The following is a 19,065-nucleotide window of genomic DNA, read 5'->3' as shown; positions in this document are numbered from 1 at the left end:
CATGCGTGACTTTGCAGCAGAGCTGGAAGAGCGAAAACAGGCGGGGCTTTACCGCACCCGCCGCCAGATCAGCGGCCCCCAGCAGCCCGCGTTGGTGTCCGATGGCGTGTCGCTACTGTCGTTCTGCAGCAACGATTACCTGGGGCTGGCGAATCACCCCGGGATTATCAAGGCTGCCACTGAGGCCATGCCAAACACCGGTTTTGGCGGCGCCGCTTCGCATCTGATTTGCGGTCACCACGATGCCCACCACCAACTGGAACTGCGGCTAGCGGAATTTACCCGCCGCAGTGCTGCGCTGTTTTTTTCGACCGGCTACATGGCCAATATGGGCGTTATCTCTGCGCTGGCTGGCCGTGGCGATACCATCTTCTCTGATCGCCTGAACCATGCCTCCATCATCGATGGTTGTGTTCTCAGCCGCGCCAGGGTGCGTCGTTATCGCCACGGTGATATGAGTGCCCTGGCTGACATGCTTGCCGCTACCGGTGGCCACAAGTTGGTGGTGACAGACGGCGTATTCAGCATGGACGGGGATATCGCGCCATTGAGGGAGTTGGCGGCACTGTGCCGGGCGCACGAGGCCCTTTTGGTGGTGGATGACGCCCATGGTTTGGGCGTCCTGGGGCCTCAGGGGCGGGGCAGCCTGATGGAGCAGGGATTGTCCGAGGAGGACGTGCCCATATTGATCGGCACCCTGGGCAAGGCTATGGGCACCAGTGGCGCCTTTGTGGCTGGCCCCCAGCTGCTGATGGATTACCTGGTACAGAAGGCCCGCACCTATATCTACACCACCGCCATGCCTCCGGTCATCGCTCTGGCCACCTGTGCCAGCCTTGACCTAATCGAACGGGAAGATGGCCGTCGCAGTCACCTGCAGATGCTGATCTCAGAGTTTCGCCAGGAGGCATCGGCACTGGGCTATGAGTTGATGCCATCGCGCACACCAATTCAGCCAATCATGGTGGGCGACAACTGGGCAGCCCTGGCATTGAGCCAGGCCCTGGAGGAGAGGGGGCTAATGGTTACGGCGATCAGGCCGCCGACTGTGCCGGAAGGCCAGGCTCGTTTGCGGGTCACCTTCAGCGCTGCGCACTCTTCGGAAGACCTGGCAACGTTGCTGTCCGCATTGGCGGACTGCCGTTCACTACTGAACAGGCCCTCTGCAGAGGTGGTATGAACGCTGTGGAATCACGAATCCCGCTGGTGGTTGTGGGTGGTTGGGGTGTCGATGCCGCCATGCTGCTTCCGTTGTTTGATCGTTGGCCAGGGGAGATTCATCTGATATCGCTGAACGATGCCCTGATGTCCCGATGCGACTCGATCACGGGGGTGGCGGATTATCTGCTGGAGCGTTATCCGTGCCCGTCAGTTTGGGCGGGTTGGTCCCAGGGGGCGCAGGTGGTAATGGCGGCTGCCTCACGCAGTTGTCCCCAGGTCCGCAAGGCAATCACTCTGGCGGGGTTTCCCCGCTTTGTGGCTGGGGAACAGTGGTCCGCAGGGATGGAGGTGGATACCTTTGAGACATTCCGGGAACAGGTATCGCAAAACGCCGGCCTTGCCTGGCGGCGCTTTCAGCGACTTTTGATTCACGGCAGCCATGATGAGTCGCAAGCCCGGCAGGAACTGCGCCCCTGGCTTGCGCGAGGGCCTTCTGTCAGCGACGTGAACCTGGTTCGGGGCCTGGACTGGTTGGGCAGCGAAGATCAGCGGTCTCTGTGGGGTGCTTTACCAGTGCCGACGCTGCATCTTCAGGCGAGCAACGATGTGGTCGTTGAATGTTGGGAGCACTCGTTTCATCCGTCTCCAGCCGCCAAGGTCGTTAGGGTAACCGGTATGACCCATTGGCCTCGAGGGCAGGCGCTTTCGCGTTGCCATGACGAAATCCTTCAGTTTGTTTTCGGCAAGGAGGTTGAATGGACCCTGTAACAACCAATATCCACGACTGGGTGCCTCCGAAATCCACAATTGCCCGCGATTTCGGCTCAGCTTCCCATACCTACAATCCCGCTGCCCGGCTGCAGCGCTATATGGGCCAGGTCTTGCTGGACCAGTTGAAGGAAGGGCTGCATCAGGCCCAAAGCGCAGATGGACTCCAGATACTCGATCTGGGTAGCGGCACTGGGTGGTTTACAGGGCAGTTGGCGTCGATTCCGGGGAGCCAGGTGACCGGCGTTGATATTGCTGCGGGAATGCTTCGTTACGCCCGATCTGCCAACCCGAGCGGCATTCGGTGGATCGAGGCGGATGCCGAGGCGTTGCCGTTGCCGAATAACAGTGTGGACGTAGTCTTCAGCAATTTGATGATTCAGTGGTGCCGTGACCCGGCCGGTGTGCTTGCTGAATGCCGCCGGGTTCTGCGCCCAGGCGGTCGGCTACTGGTGTCGACATTGCTGGAGGGTACCCTCGACGAACTTCGGGAAGCATGGCACCGGGCAGACCCCGGGCACCAGCATGTGAATCGTTTTGAATCGGAAGCGCGTTTTCGGGAGCAGGCATTTGAAACGCTCCCGGATCCGCAACTTGCGATCGAGACCATTTCACTGGATTATCCCTCGCCGCTGGCTCTGCTGGCGGAGCTCAAGGCTATCGGCGCCGGGTACAAAGGCGCCTCGCGGCGGCAAAGCGCGACTGCGCCTGGCCGTTTGCGGGCCATGTGCCGTTATTATCCGCGAGACGGGGAAGACCGGATACAGGCCACTTACACATCGGCATGGCTGGGTTGCCGTCTGCCGGACTGACATGGGGATTCATTGATCTATGGCCAGAAAGAGTTACTTTGTGACGGGTACCGACACCGGCGTGGGGAAAACGCTGGTGTCTGCTGCGATTCTTGAGGCGGCCGCTACCCTGGGGAAGAAAACGCTTGCGATGAAACCGGTGGCGTCTGGTTGCGACGAAACACCGGAGGGGCTGCGCAATGAAGATGCGCTGATACTGATGGAGTCCATGTCGGAACCGTTGCCTTACGATCAGGTGAACCCGGTAGCCTTACAGCCCGCCATCGCGCCCCATGTGGCAGCTGCCCAGGCGGGTCGGCACCTCACGGCGGAACGGCTGGTCGGATTTTGCCGCGGGTTGCAGATGCGTCCCGCGGATTTACTGTTGGTGGAGGGTGCCGGCGGCTGGCGGGTACCACTCAATGATCGTGAAACCTACGCCGCCATGCCTGTCGCTCTGGGTATGCCTGTCATTATGGTGGTACCCCTGAAACTGGGCTGTATCAACCATGCACTGTTAACCGCTGAAGCTATCCGCCGTGATGGATTGCCTGTCGCAGGTTGGGTGGCCAATCGGCCGGACCCCGCGGCCATGAACTGTGAGCAGGAAACCCTCGATTATCTGATTCAGAACCTGCCCGCGCCATGCCTGGGGGTGTTGCCATGGCAGAAGCGTGCCGACCCGAAGGAGCTGGCCAAAGCACTGGATGTTGCCGTTTTGTTTGAAAATTGACCAAATTTGTGGCTTACTGGTGTCAATATATGGTCATTGGGCTGCGCGGTTATGATCAGCAATACATTAGGCATTGGTATTCAGGGTATCCAGGACGGCATGCAAGGCATGGAAAATGCCGCCCGCAGGATTGCCCGTGGTGGTGTTGATGGCCCCCAGGGCACGGCAGAAGGTGTCGGTGGCCTCGTGGAACCGATCATTGATCTAAAACTGTACGAGCGCAGCGTTGAAGCTTCGGCCCAGGTAGTGAAAACCGCCGACGAAACCCTGGGAACGCTTCTGGATATTACTGCCTGAACCCTCTCAGGGCGTCCGAGCCCTGTTCAGGTCCTTTGGATTCGACGGCCAGTCTGCTGACATGATGATTTCGGGCTCCCTTCCGTCAATGGCTCCTGCCTTTCCTGCGCCTTCCGTTGGCTCGGGAGACGCAGCTGCGGGTGCCCCTCTCCGGCCATCTTCGGATGAATCACCTTCATCTCGAACATCTCCTGAAACCTCCGGGTCCGGCCGCGTAGCTGACGATAATGCTGCGGAGGATCGTACCCGCTCGCAGGGTTCCAGCGTAGAGGATGCTCAGGGCCTGGATGAGGCAGAGCTGAAACAGCTTACGGAACTGAAAGCCAGGGACCGTGAGGTTCGTGCCCATGAGGCAGCCCATCAGGCGGTTGGCGGCCAGTACGCCGGTTCCATTTCCTACGTCTATGAACGGGGCCCCGACGGTGCCCAGTACGCTGTTGGTGGCGAGGTCTCGATCAGCACCTCGCCCGTGCGGGGAGATCCCCAGGCGACAATCGATAAAATGCGTGTGGTCAGGGCCGCAGCGTTGGCGCCGGCAGAGCCTTCCCCACAAGACCGGGCAGTGGCGGCAGAGGCCATGCAGTTGATGCTGCAGGCACAAGCTGAACTCTCCTCAGAGTTGGGTCGCACTGACGAGTCCGGGCAATCTGAAGTGTCCGAGGACCAGGCGGGTGACGAAAGCAGTGCAAAGCAGTCGCAGGAAGCGACGAATGCCTATCAGGTCATCTCCGGCGTCGGGAGCAATGATGTAAGCGCCAATCCCTCTTCATCCTTCCGGGCAACAGCCTGAAAACAAGCTGCTTTTTAGTCTAAAACCTCCCCGTGTGCTTAAGCCATCGGTACACATTCGCGACAAAACACAACACAAATTTTGATTGCGCCTATTGACAATTCTGTGCCTCTAAACGTATGTTTCAAACAAGTGTTTTATTGGCGTTCAGCTTCTCTTGCTGAGCGTATGAGTAAATCCCGAGGCTGAGTGTTGTGACCGTGTCGCAGCTGAGACCGAAAACCTGAGGTGGATTCCATGCCTGACTACAAAGCGCCCCTGCGTGACATTAAATTCGTAATGAACGAGCTGCTGGACAGCGAGCAGCACTACGCCAATCTGGAAGGCGCCGAAGATGCAACTCCGGATATGGTCGATGCCATCATCGGGGAAGGTGCCAAGTTCTGTGAGCAGGTTCTGTCTCCGCTGAACCAGGTGGGCGATAAAGAAGGCTGCACCTGGAGCGAAGACGGCGTGAAAACGCCAACCGGCTTCAAAGAGGCCTATCAGCAGTACGTGGAAGGCGGCTGGCCGTCCATGACCGCTGATCCCAACTATGGTGGCCAGGGCCTGCCACACTCTCTTGGCCTGGTAATGAGCGAGATGGTGGGTACCGCCAACTGGTCCTGGGGCATGTATCCCGGCCTCAGCCACGGTGCGACCAACACCATTGAAGCCCACGGCACTGAAGAGCAGAAGCAGACTTACCTCACCAAGCTGATCAGCGGCGAGTGGACCGGCACCATGTGTCTGACCGAGCCTCATTGCGGTTCCGACCTGGGCACGCTGCGTTCTAAGGCTGAGCCCAATGCAGACGGCACCTACAGCATCACCGGCACCAAGATTTTCATTTCCGCTGGTGAGCATGACATGGCCGAAAACATCGTCCACATTGTGCTGGCCCGGCTGCCAGGCGCTCCTGAAGGTACCAAGGGCATTTCCCTGTTTATCGTGCCCAAGCTTCTGCCGAATGACGACGGCTCTTCCGGTGAGCGCAATGCCGTTTCCTGTGGTTCCATCGAGCACAAGATGGGTATTCACGGCAACGCCACTTGTGTGATGAATTTCGACGGTGCCAAAGGCTGGCTGATCGGGCCTGAGAACAGGGGCCTGAACTGCATGTTCACCTTTATGAACACGGCGCGTATTGGTACCGCGATCCAGGGTCTGGGTGCTGCTGAGCTTGGCTTCCAGGGCTCCCTGGCCTACGCCAAAGACCGTCTGGCCATGCGCTCGCTGAGTGGTCCGAAGAACCCCGAGGGTATCGCTGACCCGATTATCGTTCACCCGGATGTTCGTCGCATGCTGCTGAGCCAGAAAGCGGTTGCAGAAGGCGCCCGTGCTCTGATTTACCTGACCGCACAGCAGGCTGATATCGTTCACAGCGGTAAGACCGAGGAAGATCGCAAAGCGGCTGATGAAGCCCTGGGCTTCCTCACCCCGATCGCCAAGGCGTTCCTGACCGAGATCGGTTACGAAGCAGCCAACCTGGGTATGCAGGTATTCGGTGGTCACGGGTTTATCTCCGAGTGGGGTATGGAGCAGAACGTTCGTGATTCCCGTATCGGCATGATCTATGAAGGCACCACCGGTATTCAGGCGCTGGATCTTCTCGGTCGCAAAGTACTGATGACCCAAGGTGAATCCCTGAAAGGTTTCACCAAGCAGGTTCACGTGTTCTGTAAGGAAAACGCCGACAACGAGCAGTTGAAAGAATTCGTTGAGCCGTTGGCCGCCATGAACAAGGAGTGGGGCGAACTGACCACCAAGGTTGGCATGTCCGCCATGAAGAACCGCGAAGAAGTTGGCGCGGCCTCCGTGGACTACCTGATGTACTCCGGTTACGCTGTTTTCGCCTATCTTTGGGCCCGTATGGCCAAGGTGGCGCTGGACAAGATGGTGGAAGGTACCACCGAGGAAATGTTCTATAACGCCAAGGTTCAGACAGCGCGCTTCTACTTCAAGCGCATGCTGCCGCGGGCCAAAGGGCATGCGGAAAGCATGCTGGCGGGCTCAGACAGCCTGATGGACATGCCGGAAGAAGCCTTCGCCCTCTAAGGCGGGTTTCACGGAACTCTAAAAGCCCGCTCTCCCAGGAGGCGGGCTTTTTTGATGACATGGCCGCCGGTGCTCCATGAGTTGGGGGCTCCAATAGGGTAGAATAGGCCACCATAAATATAACCTGTGCGGACACATAGCCGAGGAAGTGATCAGGGCCGAAGGTCCATCGTTGTTCACTTCGCAGACTGACTGAATTGTGGAGAGTTTTGAGATGGCTGATTATCAGGCACCTTTACGTGACATGCGCTTTGTCCTGAATGAAGTATTTGATGCGCCGGCTCTTTGGGCGTCTCTGCCCAAAGTGGCAGAGAACGTTGACCCGGACACTGCCGATGCCATTCTGGAAGAAGCCGGTAAGATTACCAGTGGTGTGCTGGCTCCTCTGAACCGCGAGGGCGATGAGCAAGGCTGTAAGTGGAATGACGGCGACGTGTCCACACCCGAGGGGTTTCGCGAGGCCTACCAGACCATCGTTGAGGGTGGCTGGAACGGCCTGGGCGGCAACCCGGAGTTTGGCGGTATGGGCATGCCAAAAACTCTGGTTGCCCAGTTTGAGGAGATGATGCAGGCGGCCAACATGGCCTTTGGCCTAGCCCCGATGCTGACGGCGGGCGCCTGCCTGGCCCTGGACGCCCATGGCAGTCAGGAGCTCAAGGAAAAATACCTGCCTAATATGTACGCGGGTACCTGGTCAGGCGCTATGGACCTGACGGAACCTCATGCGGGCACGGATCTGGGGATTATCCGCACCAAGGCCGAGCCTAATGGCGATGGCTCCTTCAGTGTAACGGGCACCAAGATTTTCATTACCTGGGGCGAGCACGACATGGCGGAGAACATCATCCACCTGGTGTTGGCGAAGCTGCCGGATGCGCCCAAGGGCCCCAAGGGGATTTCCCTGTTTTTGGTGCCCAAGTTTGCAGTCAACGAAGACGGCTCCCTTGGCGAGCGCAATAGCCTGAGCTGCGGTTCCCTCGAGAAAAAAATGGGCATCAAGGGGTCCGCTACTTGCGTGATGAACTTCGACGGCGCCAGGGGCTGGCTGGTTGGTGAGGAGAACAAGGGACTGGCCGCCATGTTCACCATGATGAACTATGAGCGTCTGGGCGTGGGCATCCAGGGTGTTGGTGCTGCTGAAGCATCGCTGCAGAGTGCTCGTGAATACGCTCTGGAGCGTATCCAGAGCCGAGCTCCCACGGGTGCCCAGCAGCCGGAAAAAGCTGCGGACCCGATCCTGGTCCACCCTGATGTGCGCCGCATGCTGCTAACCATGAAAGGGTATGTGGAAGGAGGGCGCGCGTTCTCTACCTATGTTGCTCAGTGGCTGGATATCGCCAAGTATTCCGACGATGACGAGCGCCGCAAGCATGCCGAGGGCATGGTGGCGCTGTTGACACCGGTAGCGAAGGCTTTCCTGACCGATCGTGGCCTGGACGCCTGTATCATGGGCCAGCAGGTTTTCGGCGGTCACGGCTTTATCCGGGAGTGGGGCCAGGAACAACTGGTTCGCGACTGCCGCATAACGCAGATCTACGAAGGCACGAACGGCATCCAGGCGCTGGACCTGATGGGTCGGAAAGTGGTCGGCAGCCAGGGCAAGCTTTATGAGCTATTTGCTGAGGACGTGGCCACCTTCATCGAGGAAAGCAGCAGCGACGAAAACCTGCGCCCCTACCTGGAGCCACTGGCTGCAGCATTTGAGCGCCTGTCGGATGTGACTGAGCATGTGATCAAGCAGGCTGGGGATAACCCGGACGCTGTGGGCGCGGCCTCCGTGGACTACCTCGACCTGTTTGGCCTGACGGCTCTCGGCTATATGTGGGCCAAAATGGTTAAAGTGGCGGCACCGAAGGCCGATGGCGACACCTCTGGCTTCTACACCGGCAAGGTGAAGAGCGCACGCTTCTACTTCGACCGATTGCTGCCGAAGACCGTCGCACTGGCTGAGGGCATTCGCAGTGGTAGCGACTCAATGATGGCTCTGACGGCTGAGGAGTTCTGAGTAGTCAGCGGTGAACAAAAAGGCAGGCCCGCGGGCCTGCCTTTTTTGTGCTGCTCTATATACTCGCTTACAGGTTTTCTATCCGGCCTGGATCAAGAACAAACGGGTTTTCGTTACCTTGAATGTCGGCCACCTGGCGATGGCGGACAAGCTCTCGATCATCCGGTGGATCGATCTGATTCCAGCTCTTGAACACCCGGGAAGCGCCTGCCCAGGGCAGGTCATAGGTGTCCACCATATAGGCAACCGTGCGGGCGATATCGCCTTTTACCTTTTGCGGGGGTTCAAAAAACTGCGCACTCTCGCGAATTCCGCACTCGTCCGGGCTGCTTGCATTGCCCAATTCTTCGTAAATCGCGTTTCTCCGGGACATTTCAATGCGACTGCGCACGGGGACCATGTTATGAAGGTCCGATGCAATCTGCCGGTATCTGTCGTCATCGTCGCATTGGCTGCTGGTGCCGCACCCAAGTGCATTGCGAACTTCTGCCAGAGGGTAGACATAGCCTTCCGTAAGGACAAAGCCTTTATTTTTGAAGGGTGTGTCACAGAAGAAGGAGTTGCCGCCTTGGGCATAAAGGTTGCCCCAGAACTCGTTTTTTACAACGGTGTCCGGGTCACTGAAGCGGGTGTTCTGGCTGATGACGAGAGACGGGATAAGCAAGGCCGCCAGTGCGACCAAAACAACGTTTTTAGTTTTCATAGGCCATTTATACCTCTCAGCGCGTGACAGCGCCTTTGCTGATCGGGCCAGGAAAGGAAGTGGTTAGATCTGGCCGGTCAGAAAAATGACGGTTTATTCATTTATAATTGAGAAGTATGACACAGAGGCTCCAAAGGGAGAGAGCCTCTGTGTGGCTATTTGTTGCATTATGTTAACTGGTTAACACTTCACTTCTTTCGGTTGCGCAGATTCTGGTAACCCGTTCTCAAATCTTCGCCCAGCTTATGAGCGGTCTCGCGAGCCTCTTTTGATGCATCTTCGGCGTCGTGAAGGATGTGATCGAGTTTGCTCCGAAACCGTTCCCAGTCCTTCTCCAGATCGTCCCACTCGTCTTTCACGTCCTCATGGGCCAGATGCATCTGAACCCGTGCTTCGTCACGGTACTGTTTAATCTTTTCGGACAGTTTTTTCAGTTCGTCCTGGAAGCTCATATCACGCACCTCCTTTAACAGTTAACAACTATACGATGCTACTGAATATCGAAAACTGTCAAGCCGGATGACGGCCATTTCGCGGAGTCAGGCGGGTCTTGCAAGCAAGGTGATCAGGTCTTGCAGGTAGTGCCAGGGGGAGAGCGTATCAAAGCCTTTGGCGGCCCTATCGGTGGTGCTGCATAGTTCCAGTGCGGTATTGAGCTGGTGGCGGTTCAGGCGTCTCGCCGCTTGTTCAACGGCCTTTGCGCGCTGGGGCTGGAACACTCCGCGCTTCTTGAGGAAGCCGGCAGTATTCTCCCGTTTGGCCGCGGCGATATTCAGCTCCATGGTGAGGTTCAGGTCCCGTGTCAGCACCGCCAGCAATCCCAGCGGGTTCTCGCCTTCCTGCTGCAGTACCCCGACGATTTTGCGAGCGTGGGCGGCCCGGCCAGCGAGGAGTTCTGTCACCAGCTCAAAACCGTTGAAGCGGGAGCTGTCCTGAACAGCCTGTTCGACGGTGTCTTCGTCGATGGTGGCGCCGGTGCCCAATAACGCCAGGCGATCCAGTTCCTGACTTGCCGCCAGGAGGTTGCCCTCGAGGCGTTCCGCCAGGATGTCCAGTGCGCCGCGGGTAAGGCTGAGGCCATGGTTGCGAGCCCGCTGTTGCAGCCAACCCGGGAATTTATCCGTATCTATGGGCCATACCGGCACGTGTACGCCTTTGTCCTGCAATTCCTTGTACCACTTCCGGCGGGTTTCGGCGGCATCCAGCCGTGCGCTGATCAGTAGCAGCACAATGTCGTCAGGAGGATTCTGCAGCACGCTTTCAAGAACGGCGCGGCCATCACCCAATTTGCCGGTAGGCAGGTGTATTTCGATACGGCGTTTTTCGGCAAACAGCGATAGCGCACCAAACTCCTCGCCCACGCGGTTCCAGTCCAGCTGCTGGTCGGCGTGGAAGGTTACCCGGTCCTGATAGCCCGCTTCCCGCGCAGTCTTCCGGATCTGGTCGCAGCATTCCTGAACCAGTAGGGGCTCATCGCCTGACACCAGGTAAACAGGTGACAAGCCTTTCTGGAGAAGCTGGGATAGCTGGTGGGCCTGGGTCTTCATGGTTGGCCACTGTCTTGATCGCGGGTCTGTTCCGCTTCCTGTTTCAGCCGGTCAATGCGATCCCGGTCAAGGGGCGCCAGGCGAAAGATAATTTGCTGGGCCAGTCGGTCATAGAGTTGCTCCTGGAGGGCTTCCTCTTCCCGTTGCTTGGCCAGCACATTGGATTCGTCGTAGCGATAGGTTTCACTGCTATTCAAGTCGGTTGGGGCGATCAGAGGAACCTTGTCGGAGGTCAAAACCTCAATATCGACCGTTTGCCGCAACGTATACTCAGCAGCCGCGGCGCGCACGGTGATGGCACTGGCACGACGTTCCCGGCGGAAATTGCTGATGTTGAGCACATAATCGGCTTTTTCGGAGGGCTGAAGGTCGATGTTGCCCAGAGACAGCTGTTCCTTCACCGAGCCACACAGCTGTTCTGGCACATCGCCGGAGCAATCAACAGCCAGCGGCTGCAATGCGGATGACACCGGCGGGGCGCCCCGTAGCTGAAACCCGCATCCTGACACCAGAAGTGACAGGGCGAGGCCAGCCGGAAGTACCTTGGGGAGGCTCGCCAGGAGGTTCATATCAGTTCGCCACCACGTTCACCAGTTTACCGGGCACAACGATGACCTTTCGCACGGTTTTGCCTTCGGTGAAACGGACAACGTTCTCGTTCTCGAGTGCCAGAGCTTCCAGTGCGCTCTTCTCGATGTTCGCTGGGACGTCGGCTTTTGCCCTGACTTTGCCATTCACCTGCAGGACAACCTGAATCTCGCTGCGAACCATGGCGTCCTTGTCTGCCTCAGGCCAGGGCGCGTCAACCACAGGCTCGTCGTGACCCAGTGCGTGCCACAACTGGTGACAGATATGGGGAACGATTGGTGACAGGACGAGTACCGCGGTATCCAGCGCTTCCTGGCGAACCGCCAGGCTCTGGGGCTCATTGTCGGTCAGTTTGCTGACATCGTTGAGCAGTTCCATCACCGCTGCGATGGAGGTGTTGAACGTCAACCGTCGGCTGACATCGTCGCTCACCTTGGCAATAGTCTCATGGGTCTTGCGACGAAGATTGCGCTGACCTTCACTGAGGCCGGTGGTATCCAGGGCAGGAACTATTCCGCTTTCAGTGTGCTCGCTGACCATACGCCACAGGCGCTTGAGGAAACGGTGGGCGCCCTCAACACCGCTGTCGGACCATTCCAGTGACTGCTCTGGAGGCGCCGCAAACATCATGAACAGACGCACGGTATCGGCACCGTGCTCATCGATAATAGCCTGGGGGTCAATGCCGTTGTTCTTGGACTTGGACATCTTGGTGACACCACCGGCCACCACCGGTTGTCCGTCGTCCTTGTGAACGGCGCGCACGACCTGACCCTTGTCGTCTTTCTCAGTAACGACATCCGCTGGCGAGATCCAGATTTTTGCACCGTTATCGTCTTCACGATAATAGGTTTCGGCCAGCACCATACCCTGGCACAGAAGGCGGTTAAATGGCTCGGAACTGTTGACCAGCCCCACATCCCGCAGCAGCTTATGGAAGAAGCGCGCATAAAGCAGGTGCAGAATGGCGTGCTCGATGCCGCCGATATATTGATCTACCGGCAGCCAGTAGTTGGCGGCAGCCGGGTCCAGCATGCCCTTGTCGTAGTTGGGGCTGCAGAAGCGGGCGTAGTACCAGGACGACTCCATAAAGGTGTCAAAGGTGTCTGTTTCCAGCGTGGCCGGTTGGCCTTCAAAGCTGGTCTTTGCCCATTCCGGATCTGCCTTGATGGGAGATTGGACGCCGTCCATCTCCACGTCTTCGGGCAGTGTGATCGGCAACTGATCGTCCGGTACCGGGCGTTCGGTGCCATCGTCCAGGGTCATCATCGGGATTGGAGCGCCCCAGTAGCGTTGGCGCGACACGCCCCAGTCCCGCAGGCGATAGTTGACCGTGCGCTTGCCAATACCGCTTTCTTCCAGATGATCGGCGATTGCGTCAAACGCCTCGGCACTGGTCAGGCCGTTGTACTTTCCAGAGGATACCAGAACACCTTTTTCGGTGAAGGCGCGCTCCTGAACATCGATTTCGCGGCTGTCTGTGGCGGCGATAACCTGCTTGATGGGCAGGCGATACTTGAGCGCGAACTCGTGGTCCCGGTCATCATGGCCAGGCACCGCCATCAATGCGCCAGTGCCATACTCCATGAGCACGAAGTTGGCGACGTAAACGGGAATCTCTTCCTGCGTCAGCGGATGAATGGTCTTGTAACCGGTATCAATGCCTTTCTTTTCCATGGTTGCCATATCGGCTTCGGCAACCTTGCTGTTACGGCACTGCTCGACAAATTCAGCAACCTCGCGATAGCGCTCGGAAGCGGCCTTGGCAATGGGGTGCTCGGCGGCCACGGCCATGTAAGTCACGCCCATGAGCGTGTCCGGGCGGGTGGTGTAGACGTCCAGCGCGTCCTCGCGGCCTTTGAGGGGGAAGGTCAGCTCGGTACCCACAGATTTGCCAATCCAGTTACGCTGCATGGTCTTGACCTGCTCAGGCCAGTCCTCCAGCTCGTCCAGATCATTCAGCAATTCTTCGGCGTAGTCGGTAATGCGGATAAACCACTGGGGAATCTTTTTCTGCTCGACCAACGCGCCGGAGCGCCAGCCGCGACCATCAACCACCTGTTCATTGGCCAGCACCGTCTGGTCGATTGGGTCCCAGTTGACGGTGGACATCTTCTTGTACACCAGGCCTTTTTCGTAAAGACGGGCGAAGAACCATTGCTCCCAGCGGTAATAATCCGGCTTGCACGTCGCCAGCTCGCGGTTCCAGTCGTAACCGAAGCCCAATTGCTTGAGCTGGTTTTTCATGTAGGCAATATTGGCGTGGGTCCACTTCGCCGGCGCGGTCTTATTGGCAATGGCGGCGTTCTCAGCGGGCAGACCGAACGCGTCCCAGCCCATGGGCTGCATGACGTTCTTGCCCTGCATGCGCTGGTAGCGGGAAATGACGTCGCCGATGGTGTAGTTGCGCACGTGCCCCATGTGCAGTTTGCCGCTGGGGTAGGGGAACATGGACAGGCAGTAGTATTTGGGTTTGCCCGGTTCTTCCTTCACCGTAAACGTGTTGTTTTCTTCCCAATAGGTACGGGCTTGTTGTTCAACATCGCGCGGATTGTATTGCTGGTCCATTCCTGCCATTACCAAAGTTACCCTTTATCAGACCGTATCAAAAAAAGATGTGCGAAGAGGCCGGACATTCTAACGCACACAAGGCTTAACAGGTAGTCTGCCAATTTGCCGATACTGTGCCATGCTTGGGGTGAAGGCGGGCAGGTGCGGCTGACTGGGACACACCGTGAATACGTCCCTGTAGGCTCATAAAAAACATCCCTGTTTTTTACGGTCCCAGTCAGCCGCACCTGCCCGCCCAGGCGCTTGGCGTAAGTTTGCAACTTGTTTTGGTATAGGGCGGAGTGGCTATGGCTGATCAGGGATGTCAAAAACAGGGATGTTTTTGTCAAGCGTACAGGGATGTATTCACAGCGTGCCCTGATCAGCCATAGCCACTCCGACCGTACACCATGAGGGAGCAGTCATGACCGAACCAGAACGCAATCATCTCTCAGGCAGGGCTCTCGAGGCCTACGACCGCATGCTGGAGCGGGTCCAGGCCCGGCTCAGTGATATGGAGAATACCACTCGCGATACCTTGAAAGAGGAAATCGAGCGGGCGGTGGAGTTTGAGTATGAACTGGCAGAGATGACCCGCGAAGAAGCGGACCTGCTTGGCGCGTATCTGCAGCGGGACCTCGAACACCTGCTGCATTTTGTGGAAGAAACCGGCGAAGGTCTGAAGGAATGGTTGCAACTGGATATCTCACTGCTGGAGCACCAGTTGGCGGATATGCTGTTCTCGGTGGCGGATAAGACCCGACTGGATACGCTGGAGCTGAACCAGAAACTGGAAAACCACGAGCCCAGCCAGTATATCAGCGGCGAAGTGGCCACGGCCGGCATGTTCAAATGCCTGAACTGCAGCCACATGCGCTGCCTGACCGCAACCAGCCATCTGGAACCCTGTGACGCCTGCGGCTCCCACTACTACGAACGCGTCACCAGCCGCTGGCCACGGAAGTCAGAATAGCCATAGGAAGACTAGGGGAGTCCAGCGCAGAGCCAGAACGGCCATGGGGTGGGGGTCCCTTTTCTGCCAGAAAAAGGTGTCCGAGCAAAGCGAGTTCTTTTTCCAAAGAAAAGGGACCCCCACCCCGTGGCCAGGCACCATTCAGGCAGGCTGCGAACCCGCCCCGAGGATAAATCAGTTCCGGGGAATCACTCGCTCCCGAACAAACACAATAAGAATCGCCGCCAGCGTCAGCACCGGCCAGGAACCGGATTGCATGTAGGGCGTATTGCCCTCCGCCGCATAGACCTCACCTGTCATCACCGCACGTTCAAACTGCGGGATGGTTTCGGTGATCTGGCCCTTCTCGTCAATAATGGCCGTTACACCATTATTCGTGCCCCTCAGCATATAACGACCGGTTTCCAGTGCACGCATGCGGGCGATCTGTAGGTGTTGCAGCGGGCCAATGGAATCGCCAAACCAGCCATCGTTGCTGATGGTCAGCAGCATGCCACTGTTGCGGGCATTGGTGGCGACGAAGTCCGGGTAGGCCACTTCGTAGCAAATAAACGGCATGATCCTGATGCCATTGGCCTCAAGCGGCGACTGATTGGCAGGGCCGCGACTGAAACTGGACATGGGCAGGTCAAAAAAGCCGATCAGACCGCGAAGCCACTGCTGCAGCGGCACATACTCACCAAAAGGCACCAGCTTCTGCTTATGGTAGATGCCGCCGCCGCTACCGATGGCCATGATGCTGTTGTGGTACGTAAAGTCTTCAATGCGGTCACTGAAGCCGTACCAGGGGATGCCGGTAATCAGTGTGCTGCTCTCTCCCAGTTCCTCACCGATGTGGTCGATGATTTTGCCAGCCTGGTCCTGGGGAATCGGAATAGCGGTTTCCGGCCACAGAATCAGGTCGGTATCCCAGTGGTCTTCAGTCAGCTCCAGGTAAGCGACGATCTGGTCCCGGAGGAAGTCCGGGTCCCACTTGATTTGCTGGGGAATGTTGCCCTGCATCGCGACAAACGTCGTTGGTTCTGTCTGCAGGGCCGTCCATTGTGCTTGAGAAAAAGCCGGGCCGGTTACCCAGGGCAGCAGCGCCACGCCGGCGACGAGCGCCGTGCTGGCATGGCGGGCTTTCCGGACCAGCCACCAACAGCCTGGAATTGCGCAGCCGGTCACGGCCACCCAGAACGTAAGCCCGTGGACGCCCGTTAAGGGGGCGAAGCCGCCCAGAGGCCCATCAACGTGGGCGGTGCCCAGATACAGCCAGGGAAACCCTGTCAGTAGCCAGCCCCGGACCCAGTCACAGAGTATCCACACCGCTGGAAACAGGATCAGCCGCCTGACCGCGTTGTTTTTGGCAAGTTTTCCCCAGGCCCAGAACGCCAGACCATGGAAAAGAGCGAGTCCCGACACAAAAATGACGGTGAGTATGATCGCGAGTGGAACGGACGTATTGCCGTGTTCACTGATGCTGATGTAGACCCAGCTTGCGCCCGTACCGAACAGCCCCAATCCGACCAGCCAGCCAGCCCGAAACAGCTTTTGCGGGGCGAGCGGCAGGCAGCAAAACAGTATCAGCGCGACCGACAACGGCCCCAGCCACCACCAGTTAAAGGGTGAAAAGGTGAGTGTTTGCAAGGCCCCGGCAACGAGCAGAGTGGCCGCTCGCAGCCAGGCGTGCTCGGACAGGGCGGATGTCAGTTCGGAGGTTCGGGCCGTTGTATTACTGGTCATCACCACGCGTTACCTGCAGCAGACGGATAACACGGTTATCGGCGTTGGCAATGGTGAACTGCAATCCGCCAAACTCAACCGACTCGCCCCGTCTGGGCAGATGGCCGAATTCCTTGAGCACAACGCCGCCAATGGTGTCGAACTCCTCTTCGTCCAGCTCGGTTTCGAAGAATTCGTTAAAGTCGTCGACGGGGGTGACGGCCTTCACGGCGTAAGTGCCATCGCCGCGGGCCTTGATGTGGGTTTCCTCGTCGAAGTCATGTTCGTCTTCGATTTCGCCCACGATCTGTTCCAGCACATCCTCAATGGTGATCAGGCCGGCTGTACCACCGTATTCGTCAACCACAATGGCCATGTGGTTGCGGGTTTCCTTGAACTCTTTTAATAGCTGGTTCAGGCGCTTGCTCTCCGGTACGAACGTGGGAGGGCGAAGAATCTCGCGGATGCGGGTCCAGTTGAGGTCGTTGTTCAGGGCCAGAGGGAGCAGGTCCTTGGCGAGCAGTACGCCAATGACATCGTCCTGGCTGTCGCCAATGACCGGGAAGCGGCTATGGGCAGATGAAATGATTTCGCCCAGGAACTCTTTCGGGTCCTGGGATGCCTTGACGGTGACCATCTGGGAGCGGGGAATCATGATTTCATCCACCCGCATGTCGATCACCTGCATGGCACCTTCGATGATGCTCATGGCATCGGTATCGATGATTTCCTGGGACTCGGCGTCCCGCAGGATTTCCAGCACGTCCTCGACGGACTCAGGCCCGCTGGAGAAGGCCTGTGATATACGCTCCAGCCAGGACTTGTTGCTGCCCTGACTGCGACTCGACTGATCGTCGTTCATGAGTCTTTTTCCGTTTCCTCTGTCTCGTAAGGATTGCTGAACCCGAGCTGCGCAAGCAGCCGGATCTCGAGGGCTTCCATGACCTCGGCATCATTGTCTTCAATGTGGTCGTAGCCCTGAAGGTGCAGCATACCGTGCACCACCATATGGGCCCAGTGTTCCGTCAGTGTTTTATGCTGCTCGGCTGCTTCTTTTTCAACAACCGGGGCACAAATGATCAGATCACCGGCCAACGGAACCGTTATACCGGCTGGCGCCTCAAATGGGAAGGACAGTACATTGGTTGGCCCTGATTTCCCGCGATACTGGCTGTTCAGCTCGGCGCTCTCATCACTGGCAACGATACGGATCGTCACCTCGGATGGATTCTCACCCAACCATGCGGCCCGGGCCCAGCGCTCAAACTCGATGTCATCTGGCGCCTCGGGTACCTCGATGGCCCGCTGCAAGTCCACTGTCAGTTCACTCACTGGCCTGTGGCGCTCCCGTCGTCAAAGGAATCGTAAGCCTCGACAATCCGCTGCACCAATGGGTGACGCACCACATCGCGGGCCTCGAACCGTGTGAAGCCAATACCGGACACCTTGCTCAGCACACCGGCCGCATGGATCAGGCCGGAATTCTGCCCGCGGGGAAGATCCACCTGGGTGGTGTCACCGGTGATCACGGCAGTGGAACCAAACCCGATCCGTGTCAGGAACATCTTCATCTGTTCGCGGGTGGTATTCTGGCTCTCATCCAGAATGATGAACGAATTATTGAGCGTGCGGCCGCGCATGAAGGCTAGCGGCGCGATCTCAATCACGCTTTTTTCGATCAGCCGCGTCACATGATCAAAACCCAGCATTTCGTAGAGAGCGTCGTAGAGGGGGCGCAGGTAAGGGTCCACCTTCTGGGCCAGGTCACCCGGCAGAAAACCGAGCTTTTCGCCGGCTTCCACGGCCGGCCGGACCAGCAAGATGCGCTTCACCTGTTCGTCTTTCAGTGCCTCAACGGCGCACGCCACCGCCAGCCAGGTTTTGCCGGTACCAGCGGGGCCGATGCCAAAATTCACATCGTGGGTACGGATGTTGTGCACGTATTTCTGCTGGTTCTCGCCTCTGGGCTTGGCCTGCAGTTTCGGGGTTTTGATGACGGTGACGGCGCCCTTGTAAGGCACGTCATCCGGCAGCCGTTCGAATCCGGTCTCGCGGATAAACAAATGAACCATGTCCGGCGAGATATCATCGTTGGCTTCGGTTTCCCGATACAGGTGCCGGACAACTTCCGTAGCGGCTGCCACGTGTTCAGTTTCACCTTCCACCCGGAAATGATGGCCACGGCGGCCAATTTTGACGTTCATGCGCCGCTCAATGTGCTTCAGGTGCTCATCAAACTGGCCGCAGAGGGTGGTCAGTCGGCGCTGGTCTACCGGGTGTAGGTCGAATTGTCGGTGATCGTTGGCGTTCAAAAGTGCTCCGTTTGTTTACTCCCGTGGATTCAGGGAGCGGGTATGTCATGAATTGTGCAATTGGGCGCTGGCCGGAGGACTATCCCAAAAAACGCCCGTGAATACG

The 19,065-nt window shown here is 58.0% G+C and carries 18 protein-coding genes; 9 read left to right on the top strand and 9 right to left on the bottom strand.

Translation table 11 applies throughout. The features are described 5' to 3' along the window. Position 1 precedes the first annotated feature (1 nt). From bioF to JJO78_RS12175, 8 genes are all read left to right on the top strand, one after another. Complete coding sequence (bioF, locus tag JJO78_RS12210; protein ID WP_213479549.1) at positions 2-1,180, top strand: 8-amino-7-oxononanoate synthase; 1,179 nt, start codon at positions 2-4, stop codon at positions 1,178-1,180. Next, a complete protein-coding gene (locus JJO78_RS12205) occupies positions 1,177-1,929 on the top strand; it encodes an alpha/beta fold hydrolase (protein WP_213479550.1) in 753 nt (250 codons plus the stop codon). Before bioF ends, JJO78_RS12205 begins: the two co-directional genes overlap by 4 nt. Then, positions 1,917-2,741, top strand: coding sequence for a malonyl-ACP O-methyltransferase BioC (gene bioC / locus JJO78_RS12200; RefSeq protein ID WP_213479551.1), 825 nt, complete (start codon positions 1,917-1,919; stop codon positions 2,739-2,741). The genes JJO78_RS12205 and bioC overlap by 13 nt, the downstream gene beginning before the upstream one ends. Before the next feature lie 19 nt (positions 2,742-2,760). Beyond that, a complete protein-coding gene (gene bioD, locus JJO78_RS12195; protein WP_213479552.1) occupies positions 2,761-3,453 on the top strand; it encodes a dethiobiotin synthase in 693 nt (230 codons plus the stop codon). A 51-nt stretch (positions 3,454-3,504) separates the two neighbouring features. Then, positions 3,505-3,750: a hypothetical protein gene (locus tag JJO78_RS12190; RefSeq protein ID WP_007154811.1), complete on the top strand. Its 246-nt coding sequence runs from the start codon at positions 3,505-3,507 to the stop codon at positions 3,748-3,750. Between the two features lie 88 nt (positions 3,751-3,838). Continuing rightward, positions 3,839-4,540, top strand: a complete 702-nt coding sequence (locus JJO78_RS12185; protein WP_226909942.1) for a putative metalloprotease CJM1_0395 family protein — start codon at positions 3,839-3,841, stop codon at positions 4,538-4,540. Positions 4,541-4,777: 237 nt separating this feature from the next. After that, positions 4,778-6,577 (top strand): acyl-CoA dehydrogenase C-terminal domain-containing protein, encoded by a 1,800-nt coding sequence (locus tag JJO78_RS12180; RefSeq protein ID WP_036209767.1) that lies wholly within the window; start codon positions 4,778-4,780, stop codon positions 6,575-6,577. A 214-nt stretch (positions 6,578-6,791) separates the two neighbouring features. Continuing rightward, complete coding sequence (locus tag JJO78_RS12175; RefSeq protein ID WP_127401713.1) at positions 6,792-8,582, top strand: acyl-CoA dehydrogenase C-terminal domain-containing protein; 1,791 nt, start codon at positions 6,792-6,794, stop codon at positions 8,580-8,582. A gap of 67 nt (positions 8,583-8,649) precedes the next feature. Here JJO78_RS12175 and JJO78_RS12170 read toward each other — a convergent pair whose 3' ends face one another. The 5 genes from JJO78_RS12170 to leuS all read right to left on the bottom strand — a co-directional run bounded on the left by JJO78_RS12170 (position 8,650) and on the right by leuS (position 13,988). Next, a complete protein-coding gene (locus JJO78_RS12170) occupies positions 8,650-9,285 on the bottom strand; it encodes an endonuclease (protein WP_041332413.1) in 636 nt (211 codons plus the stop codon). A 188-nt stretch (positions 9,286-9,473) separates the two neighbouring features. Beyond that, the gene (locus tag JJO78_RS12165) at positions 9,474-9,737 is read right to left on the bottom strand and encodes a hypothetical protein (protein WP_041332414.1); all 264 of its coding nucleotides are present in this window, start codon (positions 9,735-9,737) and stop codon (positions 9,474-9,476) included. An 87-nt stretch (positions 9,738-9,824) separates the two neighbouring features. Beyond that, on the bottom strand, positions 9,825-10,832 hold the full coding sequence (gene holA, locus JJO78_RS12160; protein WP_085679820.1) for a DNA polymerase III subunit delta: 1,008 nt from the start codon (positions 10,830-10,832) through the stop codon (positions 9,825-9,827). Then, on the bottom strand, positions 10,829-11,401 hold the full coding sequence (locus JJO78_RS12155) for an LPS-assembly lipoprotein LptE (protein WP_040474681.1): 573 nt from the start codon (positions 11,399-11,401) through the stop codon (positions 10,829-10,831). Before JJO78_RS12155 ends, holA begins: the two co-directional genes overlap by 4 nt. Position 11,402: 1 nt before the next feature. Further along, complete coding sequence (leuS, locus tag JJO78_RS12150; RefSeq protein WP_127402413.1) at positions 11,403-13,988, bottom strand: leucine--tRNA ligase; 2,586 nt, start codon at positions 13,986-13,988, stop codon at positions 11,403-11,405. 406 nt (positions 13,989-14,394) lie between these two features. Here leuS and JJO78_RS12145 point away from each other — a divergent pair, with 406 nt between their 5' ends. Then, positions 14,395-14,943, top strand: coding sequence for a zinc ribbon-containing protein (locus JJO78_RS12145; protein ID WP_007154802.1), 549 nt, complete (start codon positions 14,395-14,397; stop codon positions 14,941-14,943). Positions 14,944-15,117: 174 nt separating this feature from the next. On the opposite strand, the gene lnt is transcribed toward JJO78_RS12145, so the two are convergent. Genes lnt through JJO78_RS12125 form a run of 4 tightly spaced genes read right to left on the bottom strand, consistent with a single transcriptional unit; the run spans position 15,118 to position 18,959 of the window. Then, positions 15,118-16,668 carry an apolipoprotein N-acyltransferase gene (gene lnt / locus JJO78_RS12140; RefSeq protein WP_151982676.1) on the bottom strand — a complete coding sequence of 517 codons (1,551 nt, stop codon included), beginning with the start codon at positions 16,666-16,668 and terminating at the stop codon, positions 15,118-15,120. Then, the gene (locus JJO78_RS12135; RefSeq protein WP_036209781.1) at positions 16,658-17,509 is read right to left on the bottom strand and encodes an HlyC/CorC family transporter; all 852 of its coding nucleotides are present in this window, start codon (positions 17,507-17,509) and stop codon (positions 16,658-16,660) included. Before JJO78_RS12135 ends, lnt begins: the two co-directional genes overlap by 11 nt. After that, entirely contained in the window at positions 17,506-17,979 is a 474-nt protein-coding gene (gene ybeY, locus JJO78_RS12130; RefSeq protein WP_036209787.1) for an rRNA maturation RNase YbeY, read from the bottom strand. The genes JJO78_RS12135 and ybeY overlap by 4 nt, the downstream gene beginning before the upstream one ends. Further along, the gene (locus tag JJO78_RS12125) at positions 17,976-18,959 is read right to left on the bottom strand and encodes a PhoH family protein (RefSeq protein ID WP_007154798.1); all 984 of its coding nucleotides are present in this window, start codon (positions 18,957-18,959) and stop codon (positions 17,976-17,978) included. The genes ybeY and JJO78_RS12125 overlap by 4 nt, the downstream gene beginning before the upstream one ends. Positions 18,960-19,065: the final 106 nt, after the last annotated feature.

Origin of the sequence: Marinobacter sp. DS40M6, assembly GCF_028581595.1 — a bacterium.
GTDB lineage: Bacteria > Pseudomonadota > Gammaproteobacteria > Pseudomonadales > Oleiphilaceae > Marinobacter > Marinobacter salarius.
Note: the sequence above shows the minus strand (reverse complement) of the source record. Positions and strands in the feature narration are given on the sequence as shown.